General features: G+C 42.6%; 19 protein-coding genes. 17 read left to right on the top strand and 2 right to left on the bottom strand.

Annotation, left to right across the window (positions count from 1 at the left end; translation table 11 throughout):
- Window positions 1–9: 9 nt before the first annotated feature.
- The 13 genes from hypA to ACYQ3Q_RS10005 all read left to right on the top strand — a co-directional run bounded on the left by hypA (window position 10) and on the right by ACYQ3Q_RS10005 (window position 11,263).
- Window positions 10–351, top strand: a complete 342-nt coding sequence (hypA, locus tag ACYQ3Q_RS10065; protein ID WP_459928435.1) for a hydrogenase maturation nickel metallochaperone HypA — start codon at window positions 10–12, stop codon at window positions 349–351.
- Window positions 352–374: 23 nt separating this feature from the next.
- Window positions 375–944: a 4Fe-4S dicluster domain-containing protein gene (locus tag ACYQ3Q_RS10060; RefSeq protein WP_459928434.1), complete on the top strand. Its 570-nt coding sequence runs from the start codon at window positions 375–377 to the stop codon at window positions 942–944.
- A 14-nt stretch (window positions 945–958) separates the two neighbouring features.
- The gene (cooS, locus tag ACYQ3Q_RS10055) at window positions 959–2,866 is read left to right on the top strand and encodes an anaerobic carbon-monoxide dehydrogenase catalytic subunit (protein WP_459928433.1); all 1,908 of its coding nucleotides are present in this window, start codon (window positions 959–961) and stop codon (window positions 2,864–2,866) included.
- A gap of 95 nt (window positions 2,867–2,961) precedes the next feature.
- Window positions 2,962–3,747: an ATP-binding protein gene (locus ACYQ3Q_RS10050; protein ID WP_459928432.1), complete on the top strand. Its 786-nt coding sequence runs from the start codon at window positions 2,962–2,964 to the stop codon at window positions 3,745–3,747.
- Window positions 3,748–3,783: 36 nt separating this feature from the next.
- Window positions 3,784–5,043, top strand: coding sequence for a hydrogenase formation protein HypD (hypD, locus tag ACYQ3Q_RS10045; RefSeq protein ID WP_459928431.1), 1,260 nt, complete (start codon window positions 3,784–3,786; stop codon window positions 5,041–5,043).
- A 79-nt stretch (window positions 5,044–5,122) separates the two neighbouring features.
- The gene (gene hypE / locus ACYQ3Q_RS10040) at window positions 5,123–6,115 is read left to right on the top strand and encodes a hydrogenase expression/formation protein HypE (RefSeq protein WP_459928430.1); all 993 of its coding nucleotides are present in this window, start codon (window positions 5,123–5,125) and stop codon (window positions 6,113–6,115) included.
- 341 nt (window positions 6,116–6,456) lie between these two features.
- Window positions 6,457–6,780, top strand: a complete 324-nt coding sequence (locus ACYQ3Q_RS10035) for an AroM family protein (protein ID WP_459928658.1) — start codon at window positions 6,457–6,459, stop codon at window positions 6,778–6,780.
- Window positions 6,781–6,796: 16 nt separating this feature from the next.
- Window positions 6,797–7,738 carry an aminopeptidase gene (locus tag ACYQ3Q_RS10030; RefSeq protein WP_459928429.1) on the top strand — a complete coding sequence of 314 codons (942 nt, stop codon included), beginning with the start codon at window positions 6,797–6,799 and terminating at the stop codon, window positions 7,736–7,738.
- A 158-nt stretch (window positions 7,739–7,896) separates the two neighbouring features.
- Window positions 7,897–8,736: a hypothetical protein gene (locus ACYQ3Q_RS10025; RefSeq protein ID WP_459928428.1), complete on the top strand. Its 840-nt coding sequence runs from the start codon at window positions 7,897–7,899 to the stop codon at window positions 8,734–8,736.
- 504 nt (window positions 8,737–9,240) lie between these two features.
- Window positions 9,241–9,582 (top strand): zinc ribbon domain-containing protein YjdM, encoded by a 342-nt coding sequence (locus ACYQ3Q_RS10020; protein WP_459928427.1) that lies wholly within the window; start codon window positions 9,241–9,243, stop codon window positions 9,580–9,582.
- Window positions 9,583–10,012: 430 nt separating this feature from the next.
- Window positions 10,013–10,153, top strand: coding sequence for a hypothetical protein (locus ACYQ3Q_RS10015; RefSeq protein ID WP_459928426.1), 141 nt, complete (start codon window positions 10,013–10,015; stop codon window positions 10,151–10,153).
- Window positions 10,154–10,172: 19 nt separating this feature from the next.
- Complete coding sequence (locus ACYQ3Q_RS10010) at window positions 10,173–10,727, top strand: hypothetical protein (RefSeq protein WP_459928425.1); 555 nt, start codon at window positions 10,173–10,175, stop codon at window positions 10,725–10,727.
- Window positions 10,728–10,741: 14 nt separating this feature from the next.
- Window positions 10,742–11,263, top strand: coding sequence for a hypothetical protein (locus tag ACYQ3Q_RS10005; RefSeq protein WP_459928424.1), 522 nt, complete (start codon window positions 10,742–10,744; stop codon window positions 11,261–11,263).
- Window positions 11,264–11,402: 139 nt separating this feature from the next.
- On the opposite strand, the gene ACYQ3Q_RS10000 is transcribed toward ACYQ3Q_RS10005, so the two are convergent.
- Window positions 11,403–12,527, bottom strand: a complete 1,125-nt coding sequence (locus ACYQ3Q_RS10000) for an RNA-guided endonuclease InsQ/TnpB family protein (protein WP_459928423.1) — start codon at window positions 12,525–12,527, stop codon at window positions 11,403–11,405.
- Window positions 12,528–12,676: 149 nt separating this feature from the next.
- Here ACYQ3Q_RS10000 and ACYQ3Q_RS09995 point away from each other — a divergent pair, with 149 nt between their 5' ends.
- The 3 genes from ACYQ3Q_RS09995 to ACYQ3Q_RS09985 are packed head-to-tail and all read left to right on the top strand — an operon-like array spanning window position 12,677 to window position 17,514.
- Complete coding sequence (locus ACYQ3Q_RS09995; RefSeq protein WP_459928422.1) at window positions 12,677–15,460, top strand: hypothetical protein; 2,784 nt, start codon at window positions 12,677–12,679, stop codon at window positions 15,458–15,460.
- Window positions 15,461–15,478: 18 nt separating this feature from the next.
- Window positions 15,479–16,384: a hypothetical protein gene (locus ACYQ3Q_RS09990; protein WP_459928421.1), complete on the top strand. Its 906-nt coding sequence runs from the start codon at window positions 15,479–15,481 to the stop codon at window positions 16,382–16,384.
- 47 nt (window positions 16,385–16,431) lie between these two features.
- On the top strand, window positions 16,432–17,514 hold the full coding sequence (locus ACYQ3Q_RS09985) for a LuxR C-terminal-related transcriptional regulator (RefSeq protein WP_459928420.1): 1,083 nt from the start codon (window positions 16,432–16,434) through the stop codon (window positions 17,512–17,514).
- A gap of 2 nt (window positions 17,515–17,516) precedes the next feature.
- On the opposite strand, the gene ACYQ3Q_RS09980 is transcribed toward ACYQ3Q_RS09985, so the two are convergent.
- Window positions 17,517–18,209 (bottom strand): MBL fold metallo-hydrolase, encoded by a 693-nt coding sequence (locus ACYQ3Q_RS09980; RefSeq protein ID WP_459928419.1) that lies wholly within the window; start codon window positions 18,207–18,209, stop codon window positions 17,517–17,519.
- A gap of 312 nt (window positions 18,210–18,521) precedes the next feature.
- Between ACYQ3Q_RS09980 and ACYQ3Q_RS09975 the strand changes: the two genes are divergently transcribed.
- Window positions 18,522–18,644, top strand: a complete 123-nt coding sequence (locus ACYQ3Q_RS09975) for a helix-turn-helix domain-containing protein (RefSeq protein ID WP_459928657.1) — start codon at window positions 18,522–18,524, stop codon at window positions 18,642–18,644.
- Window positions 18,645–18,695 lie beyond the last annotated feature (51 nt).

The following is an 18,695-nucleotide window of genomic DNA, read 5'->3' as shown; positions in this document are numbered from 1 at the left end:
CGATTGATTGTGCATGAATTAGCTCTCGTAGATAGTATTTTTCAAATTATAAATATTAAAATCAAGGAATTAAAGCTAGAAAAAATCAGTCAGGTGAAGTTGGTGATTGGGGAAATGAAGGCAGTAGAAGAAATGACTTTATCTGCCTGTTTTGAGGTTTTTGCCAAAGATACTATTGCTGAAGGAGCACAGCTGATTTTTGAAAGAGTACCTCTGCGCGGCAAGTGCCGGCAGTGTGGACAAACTTTCAAAGTAAAAAATTATAGATTTATCTGCCCTGAGTGTAGTGACAATGCGGTGGAGGTGATTTCCGGGAAGGAGTTTTATATTGACAGTTTGTTAGCGGAATGAGCATTTAAAGGAGGTGGCGCCTAATGGCAAATCTAAAAGAAAATAATTTTATTTACGCTGACCCTAATAAATGTCTGGGCTGCAAGAGTTGTGAAATTGCCTGTGCCTTGGCCTATGCCGGTTGTGATTTAGAGACAGCAGTAGCCAAACAAATGCAATTGAAGCCCAGAAACATTGTAGTACAGGTCGAAGCTACCGTGGTACCCATCCAGTGTCGCCAATGCGAGGATGCTCCCTGTGCCCATGTTTGTCCTGTCGGTGCGTTGTGCCAGGAAGATGGTTTAGTTAAGCTAAATCGTGAAAATTGTGTAGGATGCAAAATATGTGCTATGGTTTGTCCTTTTGGATCTATAGTAATGACAACTGAAACGGTACAAAAAACTGAAGGAAAAAGAACTAACAAGGCTAGAGCCCTGAAATGTGATCTTTGCTTCAGTCGGCATGAAAAAGTTACCGAGGCCTGTGCCTGCGTGCAAGCTTGCCCTACACAGGCTCTGGCCTTAGTGGATTATGAAAGTTACCGGCAAATGGTTTTAGCAGCTAGAGTTCAAGAAATAGCCAAATCAAGGGCTATCGGGTCAATTAGGACGTAAGGAGGAGAAAATTTATGAACTTTAAATTTTCAATTGATAGAGCAGTTCAACAACTTTTACCTGTTGCAGAAAAAAATAAAATACAAACGGTTTGGGATAGATTTAAAGCTCAACAACCCCAGTGCGGTTTTGGAAAGCTAGGTGTGTGCTGCAGGATTTGTTGGAAAGGCCCCTGCCGGGTAGATCCCTTCGGTAATGGTCCCCAGCGGGGAGTATGTGGAGCAGATGCACATACCATTGTGGCGCGCAATCTGATTAGAGGTATAGCAGCCGGAGCGGCATCACACTCCGATCATGGCCGTCATATTGCCATGGCTCTATTTGAAGTAGGCGAGGGGCATGCATCGGCCTACAAAATAAAGGATGAAGCCAAATTACAGCAAGTGGCTAAACGTCTCGGTATCAAAACCGATGGTAAGAACTTGCAACAAATAGCTAAGGAAGTGGCTAAAGTTAGCTTAGATGACTTCTCACGGCAAAACGCCAAAGTGCCTTGTCAGTGGGCAGTGTCTACCATGACCAAAGAACGTGCCGAAAAGTTAAGTAATCTCGGTGTCATGCCCCATAATATCGATGCTGCTGTAGCAGAGATTATGAGCAGAACCCATGTGGGTTGTGATGCTGATCCGGTTAATATCCTATTGGGAGGTTTAAAAGGTGCCCTGGCGGATTATACCGGAATGTATTTGTCAACCGAATTATCGGATGTCTTATTTGGTACACCTCAACCGTCGGTAACCTCAGCCAATTTGGGAGTTATCAAAGAAAATGCTATTAACATCGCGGTACACGGTCATAATCCCCTGCTCAGTGAGATAGTCTGTGATGCTGCACTATTACTAAATGATGCCGCTAAAAAGGCTGGGGCCGCTGAAGGTTTTAACATTGTAGGTATTTGTTGTACGGGTACTGAGGTGATGATGAGGCACGGAGTACCTCTGGCTACTAATTATCTCTCTCAGGAGATGCCGATTTTAACAGGGGCCCTGGATGCTATGGTGGTGGATGTCCAATGTATCATGCCCTCCTTGGGAATAATCAAAGAGTGTTTCCACACTGAATTAATCACTACCATGCCCACCACCAAAATTCCTGGCGCCACTCATGTGGAATTTACCGAAGAGAAGGCCATGGATGCAGCTAAGCAGATTTTGGAACTTGCCATAGAAGCCTACCAACGTAGAGATCCAAAACGAATTAACATTCCTCAATACAAGGAGACAGCGGTAGTCGGCTTTAGTGCTGAGGCTATCATTGGTGCATTAAGCAAGCTTAACCCTGAAGACCCCTTAAAACCGTTACTGGACAACATTGTGAATGGAAATATACAGGGGATTGCCCTGTTCGCTGGTTGTAATAGTACCAATGTGGTGCAGGACCAAAACTTCATAGAAATAGCCAAACGGTTGGCGGCTAATAATGTTCTGTTATTAGCAACCGGTTGTGGTGCCGGTGCTTTCTCCAAACATGGCCTGATGACTCAGGAGGCTACGCAAAAGTATGCCGGCGAAGGTTTGAAAGCAGTTCTAACTGCCATAGGGGAAGCGAATGGGCTCAATGGTCCGTTACCGCTAGTATTGCATATGGGATCCTGTGTTGATAATACACGGGCCATTTCCGTCGCTGTGGCCGTGGCCCAAAAGCTGGGAGTCGACCTGAACAAATTGCCGCTAGTAGTATCAGCATCGGAGACAATGTCAGAAAAAGCAATGGCTATCGGAACCTGGGCAGTTTCTTTAGGATTAACGACTCATTTAGGTACTATCCCCCAAGTAACCGGGTCAAAAGTGGTAACGGAAATTCTCACTGATAAACTGAAAGACCTTGTGGGCGGATACTTCCTAGTAGAGACAGACCCGGAAAAGGCTGCAGAAAAATTACTGTCTGTCATTAAGGAAAAACGTAAGGGTTTAAACATTTAATCTAGAAAAGAAGGCATCGTAAGAGTATAAATCTTAAATCTGTGAAGCAAGATATTTAGGAAGAAATTAAATGAGGAAGAGATTGGGTATATAGCATGAAAATCGCGATTACGGGTAAGGGTGGCGTAGGTAAAACAACATTGGCGGGGATTTTGGCTCGGCAGTTTGCTTCATCCGGATATCGGGTTTTAGCCATTGATGCTGATCCCGATGCTAATCTAGCTTCTTCTATCGGTATCCCAGAGAATATCTTCAAAGAAATAACACCTGTTTCTAAAATGAAAGAGCTAGCTAAAGAACGAACAGGTGCCGAGGACGGATACGGCTCACTATTTATCTTAAACCCAAAAGTGGATGACATCCCCGAGATGTTTTGGGTAGAACATGAAGGTGTTCGGCTCTTGGTCATGGGTACTGTTGAACAAGGGGGAACGGGTTGTGTTTGTCCGGAGCATACTATACTCAAACGCTTGATGCAACACCTGCTTGTGCAAAGAGAAGAAGTAGTAATCATGGACATGGAGGCGGGCATTGAACATTTAGGTAGAGGAACAGCCGGCAGGGTTGAGGCCTTAATTGTGGTTGTGGAACCTGGTTTAAGGAGTATCCAGACAGCTAAGCACATTCAACAATTAGCCAAAGATTTGGGTATCCGACAGGTGTTTGTAGTGGGTAATAAGGTTACCGGAGATTCTGATGTGAAATTTATTAAAGAAAATATCCCCGAACTAACTGTATTAGGTATTATGTCGAAGAGTAAGGAGATAGCTGAGTCAGATGTGTTAGGGGTTTCCGCTTTTGATTTGGGTGGACCTGTCATGCAAGAAGTTGGCTACATTAGAGATAAATTAATCCAAAATTTGAGAGCTGCAAGTTATTAATAATATGTTCTGATTTTATAAAGTAGGTGACTAAAGGTGTGTGTTGCAGCGATTGGCCAAGTGATGGAGATTAAAGGGACAAGAGCGCTATGTAGTTTTCGCGGTGCCATGAAGGAGACCTCCATTGTCCTGGTTCCTAAAGTGGAAGTTGGACATTATGTGGTGGTACATGCCGGATTCGCTACGGAAATCTTGAAAGACTTGCCTGGTTACTATCGGAATACAGTTGCCACGGATGCCTACGCAAGACAATTGCTGGACGCCATTGCAACAAAATGCATTGAGCTACAGGGACGTCCGATACGGATTATGAATTTTTGTGGGTCTCATGAGCATACTATCACTCAATTTGGTTTACGAGGATTGTTACCGGACAATATTAATTTGGTGAGCGGGCCAGGTTGTCCCGTTTGTGTTACGCCCATTAGTGAAATTTACTTGGCTATGGAAGTGTGTCAAAAGTATGATGTAATTCTAACTGTTTATGGTGATATGTTAACTATCCCCACACCCCGGGGTTCATTAGAACAATGGAGAGCAGAGGGTGCCAATATTAGATTGGTCAGTGATATAAATCAGGCCTTGCAATTAGCTAGGCAAGTAAAACAACAAGTAGTTCACTTTGCTATTGGATTTGAAACCACCGCACCCAGTACGGGTGCTGCGATCATGGAAGCAACCGATATGACCAATTTCTCAATTATTTCGTCCCATAGACTAACTCTACCGGCGATGGAATATGTACTGAGTACGAGTAGTATTGATGCTGTAATTTGTCCCGGAAACGTAGCCATGGTTACAGGTTCCGAACCCTTTGAAAAAATCCTTGAAAAATATCGATTACCTTTGATTATTACCGGCTTTGAACCTATAGATGTCATAGAAGCGGTGCTAAAGGTAGTATGTCAGTTACGCGAAAATGCCAGTTCATTAGAAAACCAGTATTCCAGGGTCGTAAGGAATACTGGAAACCCAACCGCCAAACAGATACTGGCTCAAGTTTTCCAAGCGGAAAATGCTCCCTGGCGGGGTCTGCCAACATTGCCGGAGTCCCGTCTGGTTTTAAAGAATATTTATGAAAAGTTTAATGCAGAAAGTAAGTTTGGTCTACAAAAGTCTCAAGTTGTGCCTGAAACAGAGGAAACTTGCTGCTGTGCTGAAGTTTTACGAGGAGAAAAGCAACCAAAAGATTGTCCTTATTTTGATAAGGAGTGTACACCGGAAAAACCTAAAGGTCCCTGTATGACTACTACAGAAGGTGCCTGCAAAATACGATATGCTAGTTATCCTAGGTAACAAAAGGTTAGAGAGAAGTCCTATAAATTAAAGGGTCTTGTGCAGCTTATCATCAATACGCACAAAGGAGTGTGGATTAATGGAACGCATTATGTTGGCCCATGGAAGCGGTGGGCGGCTTAGTCATGAATTAGTTCGTACTCTTTTCCAAAAATACTTAGGAAATCCTTACCTCGATCAGATGAATGATGCTACTTTATTGCCAGGTAGAGAGCAATTGGCAGTCACAACTGATTCTTTCGTGGTTTCACCTTTGTTTTTTCGCGGAGGAAATATCGGCAAGCTTGCAGTATGTGGTACGGTCAACGACCTAGCTGTTAGTGGAGCGATCCCGAAGTTTTTAACGCTCGCACTTATTTTAGAAGAAGGCTTACCCATGGATGAGTTGGAACGGATTATTGAGAGTGTTGCTGAGACAGCCACCGAAGCAGGCGTCGCGATTGTCTGTGGGGATACGAAAGTTGTGGAACGCGGGAGTGCGGACAAAATTTTCATAAATACGACTGGGATTGGGTATATTACAGATCGTTTAGTTGGTCCAGAGCAGATTCGGCCAGGTGATGAGATCCTCATTACTGGAACGATTGGGGATCATGGGATTACGATTTTATCTGAGCGAGAAGGGCTTGAATTTCAAACCCCGGTTGTGAGCGATTGTGCGCCTTTAAATGGACTTATCGACGCCTTTTATTTGCCAGGAGTTAAATGCATGAGAGACCCTACCCGTGGAGGTGTAGCGACAACACTCAATGAATTGGCTGGGCAGGCTGGAGTAAGTATGCTCTTAGTAGAAGAACAATTTCCACTTTCTCCTAGCGTAGAAGGTGCTTGTGAGATGTTAGGTCTGGAGCCCCTATACTTAGCGAACGAAGGAAAAGTATTGGTCATCGTGGCCCCGGAAGTGGCGGATGAAGTTCTCCTGAACATGCAAGCACACCCACTGGGGCGCAATGCTGCTCGTATCGGGCAAGTTCAAGAAGGAAAGTTTGGGCTCGTTCTATTAGAAACCCCTCTCGGGGGAAAACGGGTTGTTGGCATGCTTGAAGGGGAACACCTTCCCCGTATTTGTTGAGAAAGAGTAGATTCGAAAACTAATTTCCATGGGCAAATATGGGAGGCGGATCCTGTTTTGGGGGCAGAACTTGGCTTCCAACTGTAATACCTATCTTTAGATCTTCTCCTTCAGCTACTTGCAGATAATTTTTCCCGTCGGTCACACATAATAACATGTCAGGAGGAAGTGCCTCAATAATATAAGGCAAGAGGCTATTAGTGCACTAATAGCCTCTTGCCCTTTTAATGTTTCAAAACATACACGCTGAAACGGGTAGTGTGACCGTGAATCTGCATCATACAAGTAAAATGGTCAAATATGAATAGCGACAAAATGCATGACATGACCGTAGTCAGACTCTGCTGCATGCAGTAGTTCCGAACTTGGCCCCCCGTGGTAAAATAGGAGTTATTAATCCGGATCAAGATCAGATTCGTCAGTGCTTGGAAATTTGGGGTAAAAGCGTACCCACAGTAGAGGCCGTAGTTGGCTCCCCGTATGGGGATATACAACATGTTATGGCTGCTGCCGAAGAGCTGAGTAACAAAGACGTCGATATCATCGTGATGGACTGTATTGGCTATACGGTTCAAATGAAAGATATAGTGAGTAAAATTACAGGTAAACCCGTGATACTTGCTAGAACTCTGGTGGCGCGTATCATCCGAGAAATGTTAGATTGATTTGAGGTGATGGATCATGAGTCTGGAACACGGTAGCAAAGTGGTTCTGAAGGACTGTTTAGATGTGAGGCGCGGGGAAAAGGTGCTTATTGTAACCGATGACCTGAAAGTAGACATTGGTCGGGCACTTTATGAAGGGGCTCGTGATTTAGGTGCCGAAGCCCTGATGATCGTCATGCAACCTAGGAAAATTAGTGGGGAGGAGCCCCCTGCTCCTGTGTCCAAAGCTATGGAAGAGGCTGACGTGGTGATATGTCCGACGGAAAGCTCTCTTACGCATACCCAAGCCAAGATTAACGCAGTGAAAAATGGAGCAAGGGTGGCGACAATGCCGGGAATTACTCCGGAGATGTTTGCACAGGGGGCCATAACGGCGGATTATCAAGAGGTAGAAAAACTTACTCTTAAGATTACAGACTTACTGACAAAGGGTGAAACCGCAAGGATTGTTAAGAATGGCTACGTTTTAACCCTGAGTATGAGGGGTAGAAACGGCATTGCTAGTACGGGAATATATAACAAGCCAGGAATGTCGGGAAACTTGCCTTCGGGGGAAGCATATATTGCTCCAGTCGAGGGAACGGCCCAAGGAGAAATGATGATAGATGGTAGTATGGTCGGAATTGGGAAATTAGAGGAGCCACTCTATGTCAAGATAGAAAACGGAAATTTAGTGGAAGTTAAAGGGAAAAACGCCGATGCGGTTCAGATCCTGCTGGAGAACGAGCGTAATAGCAATGTTGGAGAGTTAGGGATCGGTACCAATAGCAAGGCCCAACTGTGTGGGATCATCTTGGAGGATGAGAAGGTCTATGGGACTGTTCATATAGCTTTTGGCACCAATACTTCTTTTGGCGGTACCGTCAAGGCGGATTGCCATCTTGATGGGGTTATATTAAAACCTGACCTGTTTATTGACGATGTCCTAGTAGTGAGGGATGGTAAAATTCTTATCTAAAATTCTGTTTTTGTAAAGATAAGATTAAAAAACGGTTGCAACTGGCAAGTCCTCCTCGTAATCAAGGAGGATTTGTCGGTTAACCGTTTTATAATAAGTAGGAACTTTTATGACTAAGGATCGTGATCTAAGGTTATTCAAACGGAGGGGGCTTCAGTATGGAAATTAGGATTCAAGTAACCTTAACAGTTTCCGAAGGAAAAAGGGTAATTGCCCGTGCGATTGCTTCTTTACCGGAAGTTCGGAAAGCACTCGAGCAGGGGAAAATTCTGCTTAAAGGTGGAACAACAGTTTCGGCTGTTGCCGAGGAATTAGCTGGACGGCCACTAAAAATATCTGGTCGGATCTCGCCTCGGGGCACTCGAGGTACCCTTAACAAAACTCTTCAAGGTCATTGTCTGCTCCTAATGGATGGAAAGAGTGAAATCGCAGATCATAATTTGAAAGAAGTAGTAGAAACCCTCAAGCTTGGGGATGTGGTAGTGATTGGAGCGAATGCCATAGACCTTGATGGTAACGCGGCCATGTGTATTGGCGCCCCCTTAGGAGGTGTGCCCGGTGAAGCCTTGGGAGGGATGATGGGTTATGGGGCAAAAGTCCTCATTGCAGCAGGGCTCGAGAAGTTAATACCTGGGCGAATCTCGGCTGCCATAAGGGCCGCTGGACGTAATGCCATGACGCAGTCCCAAGGTATGGCTGTCGGAATGGTTCCGCTTATTGGTCAAGTTTTTACAGAAACGGATGCCTTGGAAGCACTTGCCGAAGTAGCTTGTACTGTGATTGCCAAAGGGGGAATAGATGGAGCGGAAGGTTCAACGACCCTAGTTGTAGTAGGAGAGGGGTCAGAAGTTTCCAAGGTTGTCACTCTGATCAATGAACTAAGAAATAGTCAAGTGAGCGGAATCCCTGAAAGTTTGGAAGAATGTCAACCCGGTACCGCGAGCTGTGGAAACCATAAGAGTTGCATATACAAAAGTGGCAAAAAATTAGAACATTGATATCGGCGTGTTAAACCCAAGAAAACAGTCGTTTGCACCTGAAGAGAATACACTCCGAGCAAAACCGCTTTCAATTCTTTATTGGAGCTATTTCTAAGACTTTACTTTTTACTACTACAGTACTACTACAACGATGATTTTGCTTGATATTCTATGAAGGTCAGTAAAGGTTAGAGATCATGAAACCATTACTACATAAGGCTTTGTGGTATTGGTTAAGGCTCATTAAATGATACGTCTGCAAACTCGTAATGAGTAGGTCTCATTATTCCGCTTCAATAGTATTTCTTCTTTTATCTGAGTTGCGTCTATACTTGGTTAATAATTTTGTACATTTCAAACGGTACGGTTCGCCTCCACCAATCAAACCCTCGAAATTAGGTGGAGATACATAATGAAAGCCTTGAGGTACATTGATTTGTACGCCTCAAGGCTTTTTTTGATTTCCAGAGGGACATCTACATTTAGACCGTCACCAATAAAATGAATGGAGGAAATTAATTAATGGTTGATTTGCCAAATTGCCCAAAGTGTAATTCCGGATACACTTACGAAGATGGAAATGGTTTCGTTTGCCCAGAATGTGGTCATGAGTGGACTTTAGAATCAAACACCGAGAGCAATGAAGATAACAAGATTATTAAAGATGCCAATGGAAATGTCTTAAACGATGGTGATACTGTAACAGTTATCAAAGACCTTAAAGTAAAAGGAAGCAAATTAGTCTTAAAAGTAGGTACAAAAGTAAGAAATATACGTTTAGTTGATGGAGACCATGAGATTGATTGCAAAATTGACGGTTTTGGAGCTATGAGCTTAAAATCTGAATTTGTTAAGAAGATATAAATGGGTAGTGTAAAATAGTGATCGAGCTCGGCATGATTGGTTTATAAATGAGGATACCATTTATAATTCAGCAGACTTTCTGTAAGTCTTAGATAGATTGGTTATTTTAACGGATGTCTTAAATGAGTAGATGTTATTTTTCTGCTCAAAAGAGAAGGCCACTTTAAAGGTTACTTTAAGGTGGCCTTTATAGTGGATAACTTTATCAACTTAAGTATAATCATGGGCGGCCTCGGATTTGGCGTCCTATTACTATTTGAAGTGGGGCAAACCCTGGCACGACGCAGATAAATTCGCGCCGGGGATCTGTTTCGTCAAAGTTCAAAAATAAAATGATTGTATTTTCAAATAATCACCCGATCGGGTGATTATTTGAAAAATAAAAATTCTCTACAATGGTAATGTAACTAGTCTTTTAAGGGACATGCCATTGAACGCTGAAGCTAAAAGTAATCTGGCTATGGTAGGTAAAACGGATGATGGGAAACCGATTATCAGTTTGTATCTTGCCAACAAGGGATTGGGCAATCTGGGCCAGGTTGCCTGCTTAATCAAATGGGTAGAACGCTAATAATAAGGAGGCATATCCGATGGAAAAAACAAAAACTTCCATGCTAAAAACCATCTTCGGCATGATGATAAATCCGTCTGGCATTTTAAAGAGCGCCATGCTCAGTACAAAATGGTACTTTTCATTGATTGTATCCGGTCTTGCCTTTGGACTGTTTTTTATTCAGACCGGGCTTGACCTTTATAAAACCGGTCAAAAAGGCGTGGATTTCCTACTGCTGTCGGCAGGGGTGGGAATTCTATACGGGGTTTTGCTTATACCCTTACTTGGATTTCTGATGGCAGTAATTCTGAAAATATCCAAAAGTGATAAAAAAATAGGGCAAATTATTTCGCTTTTCTGCCTTAGCTATAGCGGAGCCCTGATCTACGGTACTCTTGGAATCGTATTTTCACTTGCGCTGGGTTGGAAAACCTCGATAGCCTTTGGCGTATCTGGAGTTTTGTGGGCAATTGGTCCTACCATTGTAACAATTCGTGAGATGACTGGTGGTAAAAACACAATGAGCATCCCTATTGCAACAATTATCAGTGGTGCGATATTAGTAAGCTGGTCGTTCTTTGGAAATCTTTAGGGGGTGGAAGACAAATGAAGAGCTTTGTAAGATTTTTATGCTTTGCCAGCTTTGGTATCTGTACCTTTTATAGTGTCTTAGAGCCAACAAATCTATACCGTTTGGGTTTTGGTTTACTGTTTGGAATAGTTTTCGGATGGCTTTTCAAGTTGTTTTTAAACGGCTTTTTAGGCCTATTTAACCCTAAAATCAAAAAAGAGCATGGAAAGGCGGTAATAAAAAACGCTACCGATACGAGTATGGGCTTTATGCTGCCGTTTGTCTTTATGTTGCTTATCGCAACGTTCTACTTAGACTGGTCTCACACATCGGCATTTATTTCGGCAGGTATTATGGCAGTCGGCACGGCTTCGGCTATAGAGATTGGAAAGCTGATCGGGAAAAGCTCTATTAAAATCACTATTGTCACATCGGCAGTATGCCTTTTATTCTCCTTTACATGGATACTATCCACTGCTTTTCTCATAAAGGTACCGCCATTTATTGAGGGCGGTGCGGGGATTATTAAAACTCTACTGTCAAAGGGAGGCGTGTGATGGTCAACTGCCAACTACCCTGAAGGGATAGTGGCTTGTGACTAACCAGTAGTACGAACGATTGATTAGATCTCCTACCTTTTAGCACCTTTTCAGGCGTGTTGTCACATTGGAGGATGGTTGACAGCATCCTAACTAGTCAAGGAACTTGCTTAACTAGCTCTGCGTGAACGTACTCTATTCCGATATTACGCAGATTCATGGCTCCTATACGATCATCATTGGAAGTATAGGCACAGTTCTTACAGGTGAAACGATGATTCTTTTTATCTCGATTCGCTTTCTCAGTATGACCGCATTGAGGACATTTTTGGCTAGTATATCTTGGATCTACGGCGATGGTAAGCGATTGGTTTAGTACTGCTTTATATTCAATCATTTGACGTAATTGGTAAAACCCCCAAGATACAAAAACGTAACGATTCTCGAGTTTTACTTTTTCCGTAGCGTTTCTAATCCCTGTTAAGTCCTCCAACACCAGTAGTGAGTTTTGACCAGCAGAGTCAACGAGTGCCTTTGATACTTGATGATTCACATCAGTCATCCAACGGTTTTCTCGCTGACCTACCAACCTCAATCTTCTTCTTGATGACGGTGTTTGTCTTTGCTGTAATTCTTTTCGTGATTTAGAGTATTTGGCTCGTTTATGTTTAATGTGCCGACCACGATAAAACTCTGTGTGATTAGAAGAGTCATAACTTGTAGCTAGGAAATTGATTCCAAGATCAATACCAATGACATTTTTAATGTCTTGGATGGGAGAATCAGCCACCTCTTTAGTTGTTGGTATATGCAAGAAGAATTTATCATGCTTAAACACCAGTTTGGCTGTTCCAAACTTCCAAGATCCATCGAAATACTGATCCATTCCGTCTTGTTTAAAGGGTACTTTAACACGACCCTCTAAAGTATTAACAGAGAATAGACCTCTGACCAAAGAATAGTCTCGATTCCATACTAAGTCATACTCAGGTTTTTTAAAAACAGCCTTATTGAATTCATGGTTATTTGATTTCGCAGATTTGTATTTTGCTATAACAGTCTTCATTGCACTTTGTGCCATCTGCGATTTCAAGCCATAATCACGTCTCAAAATCTCGTAAGTTAATTTGTGTAGTTTGGGTTGAGACAGTTCTTTTCTAGAAAATACTATGTCAGATATATAGTTTAGGCTTTTCTTCACAACAGACAACGTATCGTTTAGTTGCAATGATTGTGCTATATCTGGAAGTATTTGAATTTTAGCTGTCATTGTAATTTGCATTTTATCACCTCATTTCCATTTATATATTATATTGCGATATTCACTATAATGTAAATAACTGTTATCTAGTGATAAAATAGTAAACGTAAAGGAGGTTGGCGATTCCTCCACTAGCCTGAAGGCGTAGTGGTTTCCTCGCCAAACGCATTATGAAAAAAGCAGTAGTGTTTATTGCAGCATGTATCGTGCTATTAAGTAACTTCCTCTTGCCGATACCCGCCCTGGCAGCGGGAGAGAGCACACAGCCGCCACTTCCGATGGAAAAGGTGTTGGGGAAAACCGGTAAATGGTATAACGAATACGTAAATTATGATAATCAAGATAACCTCGTGATTGGCTTTTTAGATAAGGAATTTTCTACATCAAAGCGTACGGTGGTAAGTGTAGGGGAGTCATCGGTGCTGACAGCCATGTATATACCTTTTATCGATGGCCTAAGTGAAAAAAAGGATCTTAAGCTTATCGACGAAAGAGGGAATGTCTACAGTGGCTTTTCGGTCTCGTCTACGGATAAGCTTCTCATCTTTGAGCCGTTAGGGCATATGGTTTTGAAAAAAAGCAGCTATTCCATCTCCTTTGAGGATGGTCAAATGCTCCCTAACGCTGTCCTCTTAAAAGGCTACAATACCGCGGCTTTTGATAGATATGAAAAAAAATTGCTGGCGTGGTACGCTGAAAATCATTCAGAGCAAAATGATTTAGAGAAAGAAATGGGTAATATTAGTTCGACTGAAGAAAAAACTGATATTCCATCCGCTCCGGCTTTATCCGACGCAGAGAAAAAGCCTGCTAAATTTCAGCTTGACAGTGACTATGTGATCAACGAAATAAGGCTGAATACCTATAATAAGGGTGATGGAGCACTCCCCGGATATGTAACGATTTACGATGGAGCCGGAAAAATTGCCGCATCAGGGAAGGCCTATGGCGCTGAGTTTGGAGGTGCGCAAAATGGTATGTGGATTTATGCACCTAATGTTATTCTAAAGGCAGGGATTTATTCTATTAAGATGACCGAGCCGGATGCACTTTCCTATGAGGAAGATGGTACACCCATGTTTTATGTCAGTGCAGTCGTTCCCATTCCGGTGCGCTATGATTTCACAGGGACATATAATATCAAGTTAGATACTTATAAAAGAAGCACACTCAAAGGGAACGTCAACAGCGGCAAAAGCGAATTTTCTCTCAAGGATTTTGAGCTAACGATACTGGATTGTGACGGGTACATTGAACTTATCGGTCAATACGAGGGTATGCCCTTTTCTCAAATCTGCGAAATCACTGAGGAAACGGAAACGCGATTGGCGGGAAAATTTAACTTTAATATGGATTTATCCAAGCTTCCGTACAAGGCTCGAATTGGTGCCGATGCGAAGATTGTTCTTGAATATTCAGGGAATAAGGCTGTCGTTTCCATTAACGGAAGCGGTTTTTATAAACGAGAGGCAAACGAAAGTAAGGGTGCCGATGACAACACCTATGCCATTATTTCAAGGGGAGAATTAAAGCACAAGGAGCTTTCTCCTTTTGTGATGACAGCCCTTGCAAAACCGCAGAATATCGGCAATATTCCAGGACCGGATAAGGGAACTCAGGCGGCTGTAGGTATGCTGTTTCCTCCCCTTGCCGGGGTTGTGGTAACTGTGGTGATGGAGCTTTTGAATAGAAAACCAAAGGCAGCAGCACCTAGAGTAAACAGAGATAAAAACTGGTATAAAAACAAGTATCCTGATAAAACAGATGAACAGATCGCTATGATTATGCTTGCCGATGCCATGAGCAATACCGATAATCCCGATGAAGGCGACGCCATTTCGGTGGGAGATAATGAGGTCTCGGGAACAGATGATAGTGGTGGACAAGAATATGAATCCGACGAAACTGAACAGGATGATCAGGGCTATAGCGAAAGTGAATATACGCCAGACGAGCCGGAATTTGTGCCGGAGAACGAACCGACAACGAGTCTTGAGAGCACACCCGAACCAACGGTGCCGACACCTGTAGAATCAAGGGATATCACCGACCCTGTAACAGGAAATACCACCACCTATGTCAAAGACCCTGCCTCAGGAGAGTGGTATAACCCAGAAACCGGCTATGCCTATAGTGAGGATGCCTACAAAGAAGCCCAAAACAGTGCCGCTGCAAGGGACGATTATCAAACCCAGGCACGAGTAGATAACGCCGCACCGGATGAGAACATGAAGGCTGGCATGGATGGGATTAAGCAGAAGGAGCAACAAGAAGAGGCCATGCATCTGCTTCAAAAGAAATATGGCACAGACGACATGGAGGAAATAAAGCGTGTTGTTGAGAAACAGCAAAATCGGGATATGGAAAACTTCAAGGAATGGCAAAAATATGCAGACCGCTTGGAGACAGCCGAAACAGTTACTCAGATCGCGGGTATGGGGGCGGATACAGCGATTGATTTAATGGGCACAGCACATCCGGGCATTAAAAATGGCTACAAAATAATCAAGAATATGGCAGGAACAGCAGCAAGTGACTATGCTGCTGGCAAAGGCATAGGTCTTGGCACGATAGCGGAGGGTGCAATTAAAAGTGCTACCGATGTTGGAAGCGATTATATTGATGTCACTGCAAAATATGGTGTCCTGAAAAAGGCAGGAGCGGCTATTGTGGGCGAAACAGCAGCTGTCACTACAGGTGCGGCTTTGCGTGGGGAAGATGTGGCCAAGGCGGCGCAGGGCGGCTTAGTGGACGGCATATTAAATGCAGGGGTTGGGGCGGTTACAGATGGTATAACTGCAAAATGTCCTCCGCTTAATTTACCAGAAAAAGGACTTGCAATCGGAAGTGCGATAAAGGCAATAGGAGGCACAACCCACGGCGGAGCTCAGAAGATGGGAAGTGCTGCCATCAAGGAATTCATTATTAAGCCCTATACAGACCAATTAAAATAGAATAGGGAGGGTAATAATATGGAGTTTTTAATAAGTGAGTTAAAGGTCTTAAAGCAGCAATTTACAGCAGCAAGCTCAATTGGTATTTTCACTGGAATAGATAAAAATAATTCCAAAGATAGTATGAATTCCTTGGAAAAAAGAGGAGTCTTGCAAAATGGAGTGCTATCTAAAGATGCTAAGAGACTTCTGGATATAGCCGCCAATCCCGATGTATCGTGTAGATTTATTTTACAGGAAAGCGATCTTTTAGTGGAAAAGTACACCTACCGCAAAGGGTCTGACCTTGTTCTTGTCGAAAATGCAGGCGGAGTGCTAAAAATTAGCAAAGGGTCAGACTTAGATAAAATTATGATGAATATTGGAAATTTTACAGGATTAACAAGTTTTAAGCGAGCTAATTTTGAAATAGCGTTGTCTAAAGATGAGATTTATGTACTGCTTTCCATGTTTGATATTTATCGTGAAAAAACAATGCTGTCCTATTGTCAACAACAAAGCGAACCTGGCGCCACTTTTGCGGAAATTCGTTCTCACCTTGATACGCCAAACGAAACAGGGCTTGTGGCCATGATACAGGCTAATTACAGGTGGGAAATACCGTCTAACGAAACCACAAAAGCACTAATTTTTCGCTTGGTAGCAAAAAATGTGGTGGCTTTTAACAATAACTATACCCTTGCAAAGGATTATGCTGTATTTGGGTCGAATTTTTTAACATACCAGCTTATAACAACCGTTGAAGTTTTACAGATGCTAAAGGGCGGCCAAACTGCCTTATCTGGAATTTTGTATGTCAGCGCAGGTCTTAAGGATAATCTTCTATTCATTATGGGAGGCGATGAAATTGAGCTTTCCACAGTAAGCAGTTCGTATGCGCTAAAAGTGTTTGAGGGTTTTCTGAAGTGTCCAAGCATAGTATAGTTATACTTAGTCGTATTACTTTTTAACTGAATAAAGGAGTGTGGGGTGTGGACAACAAAACCGTTCGAAGGCTGAACGATTTCACAGCCAAAGCATATGAATGCGTATCATTTGCGGAATTTTTAAAGCTTGCCATTATGCAACTGCATGAATTTGTTTCGTATGATAGCGGCATGTTTTTTTGCGCAATCAGTCGAGATTGCAGTTATTTTAAGCCCTATAAGGGGGGCAATATCGGCACGTATGCTCAAAAAGATAAATTTTCGATGTTTGATGAATATGAAAAAGCCGCGGAGAAAAACAGTAGCGGTAAGGAAGCATATGTGTATAAGGCGGTAGACTACCAAAAAGGATTAATCACCATTGAAGAGCCTAGAAGCGATTTTATTGAGTTTCAAAAAGACTTTTACATTGTCTGCCTGCGGATCATCTACATGGATCAGTTTATGGGAGAAATCTACCTTCACCGCAGCAAAAGCATTCCGGATTTTTCAGATGAAGATTTGTTTATGCTACGGCTGATGCAACCCCATGTATCCATGGTTTTTCACATCATACATACCCTTAACGCGGTGAAATTTTTGGAGACATCGGGTAATGAAGCTAACAATACCATGGGTATCTGTGTTTTTGATGAAGGAATGAGCTTAACCGGCGGCAATGTGACGGGCTACGATATGCTGAAAATCACTTCTGCATATGGCTCCAGCGTGCTGTATCATGTGAAAGAGCTTTGTTCCGATATGGTCGAATCCCTGCAAAAGAAAGAAATCGACACCCAGTTTTCCTCGGTTTATTATTTGAAGACAAGCTTAGGTGAACTTATCATTTCCGTTTTGGCAAATAAACTCAAGGAACTGAGAGTTAAATTTGTGGTTATTCTGCAATACGCAGATAGCAACTCTCTTCTCTCCGACTACCAGTTTAAATTCACAAAACGGGAGGCCGACATCATCGACGCTTTGGTGCAGGGTAAAAACAACCCGCAGATTGCAAAGCAACTGAATATTACCGAAAATACTGTTAAAACACATATTAAAAACATCTATAAAAAAACCGGTGCCAATAACCGGACGGAGCTTGCTTATGTTTTGATGCTTGAACACCAAAAAGACGGTGACAAATCATAATCTCAGCGCCATTTTTCGACAGCAAAGGGTTTTCCATGAGCAGGGCATACATATCGTATGCTCTGCTTAATGATCTTTAGCCTGCTTTCCTGATAACTTTTTTCGCTGTAGTATATGACGGGATGGTAGGGCGCGCCTGTAAAAGACAGGAAATTCCGGGTTGCATCACCGACAAAAGCAGTATCTTTCACAATGACGGAAAGGCTGTCCTCTGTATGGCCAGGTGTTAATAGAATATTTCCCGAAAAACCCATATTTAGCAAGAAGTTATCATCATCATTCCTGATAATTATATCTTGTGGTCTTATGTAAAAAGGCTCAAAGCTGTCGGAATCCTTTTGAATTCCTAAATAAAGTCCCATCATAAGCTCAAGAATTTTATTGGCGTAGCGCTCGTTGGGATGACGAATATTATGCCCACCTTGAAGATATCGTGAACATAGTTCGCTCATGATCACACATATATCGGGGTTTTCTGCCATTAAAAATGGCAACAAACCACAATGGTCGTTGTGATGGTGGGTCAACACAAGGTATTTAATCTGGGAAGCTTTAAGGCCTAAGCGCGCAAGCTTTTTGGTGAAGGTCTTTTTATCCCCTCGCCCTCCGCAGTCAATAAGCAAAAAGTCGTCTAAGCCTTTGATTAAATAGCAGTTGGTTATAGAAAGTTGTATCAAATCATATATTGGTTGCAAGAAAGCACCTTCTTAATTCATTTTACGAAGATCAAGCTTCCATTCCAAGACAATTATATCATTATTCTAAGGCAATCATTCAATTATTGCTAATTAAAGTATTCAACCACCATGCCATACTAGCGTTGACTACCTGCTATCCCTTCAATACTCCTGGCTATTCTCCGGACTATTCTCCGGACTATTCTCCGGACCGCTATATTGTCTCCGCAATTTGAGTAATTAGTAAATAAACCGCTTGAACATTTTGCCGTCTAAGTCTTCGAATAATTGCCAACACAGACGAAGACTGCAAGTTTTGAACAACTGGAGGTGGGAAACGTTGGATCTTTTACAGATCCCTCATATTTTAATCGTGTCTTCGTACAGCAAATGAATATGACCCCGAAGGCATACAGAAGAAAACATCTGTGTGACAGCGAGGATAAGGGCTGAGTCGTTGATACTATTCCTAACGGTCATCCAGATGAAGGTATGTATTTTATT

The sequence above is a fragment of the Desulfosporosinus burensis genome (genome assembly GCF_054657535.1).
The sequence above is the reverse complement of the archived record's forward strand: the minus strand, read 5'-3'. Positions and strand labels throughout refer to the sequence as shown.

What these genes read in the sequence shown, in the direction of transcription:
- ACYQ3Q_RS10060 (WP_459928434.1), top strand. Translation starts at nt 375, where the DNA reads ATGGCAAATCTAAAAGAAAATAATTTTATTTACGCTGACCCTAATAAA.
- cooS (WP_459928433.1), top strand. Translation starts at nt 959, where the DNA reads ATGAACTTTAAATTTTCAATTGATAGAGCAGTTCAACAACTTTTACCT.
- ACYQ3Q_RS10050 (WP_459928432.1), top strand. Translation starts at nt 2,962, where the DNA reads ATGAAAATCGCGATTACGGGTAAGGGTGGCGTAGGTAAAACAACATTG.
- hypE (WP_459928430.1), top strand. Translation starts at nt 5,123, where the DNA reads ATGGAACGCATTATGTTGGCCCATGGAAGCGGTGGGCGGCTTAGTCAT.
- ACYQ3Q_RS10030 (WP_459928429.1), top strand. Translation starts at nt 6,797, where the DNA reads ATGAGTCTGGAACACGGTAGCAAAGTGGTTCTGAAGGACTGTTTAGAT.
- ACYQ3Q_RS10025 (WP_459928428.1), top strand. Translation starts at nt 7,897, where the DNA reads ATGGAAATTAGGATTCAAGTAACCTTAACAGTTTCCGAAGGAAAAAGG.
- ACYQ3Q_RS10020 (WP_459928427.1), top strand. Translation starts at nt 9,241, where the DNA reads ATGGTTGATTTGCCAAATTGCCCAAAGTGTAATTCCGGATACACTTAC.
- ACYQ3Q_RS10010 (WP_459928425.1), top strand. Translation starts at nt 10,173, where the DNA reads ATGGAAAAAACAAAAACTTCCATGCTAAAAACCATCTTCGGCATGATG.
- ACYQ3Q_RS10005 (WP_459928424.1), top strand. Translation starts at nt 10,742, where the DNA reads ATGAAGAGCTTTGTAAGATTTTTATGCTTTGCCAGCTTTGGTATCTGT.
- ACYQ3Q_RS10000 (WP_459928423.1), bottom strand. Translation starts at nt 12,527, where the DNA reads ATGCAAATTACAATGACAGCTAAAATTCAAATACTTCCAGATATAGCA.
- ACYQ3Q_RS09995 (WP_459928422.1), top strand. Translation starts at nt 12,677, where the DNA reads ATGAAAAAAGCAGTAGTGTTTATTGCAGCATGTATCGTGCTATTAAGT.
- ACYQ3Q_RS09990 (WP_459928421.1), top strand. Translation starts at nt 15,479, where the DNA reads ATGGAGTTTTTAATAAGTGAGTTAAAGGTCTTAAAGCAGCAATTTACA.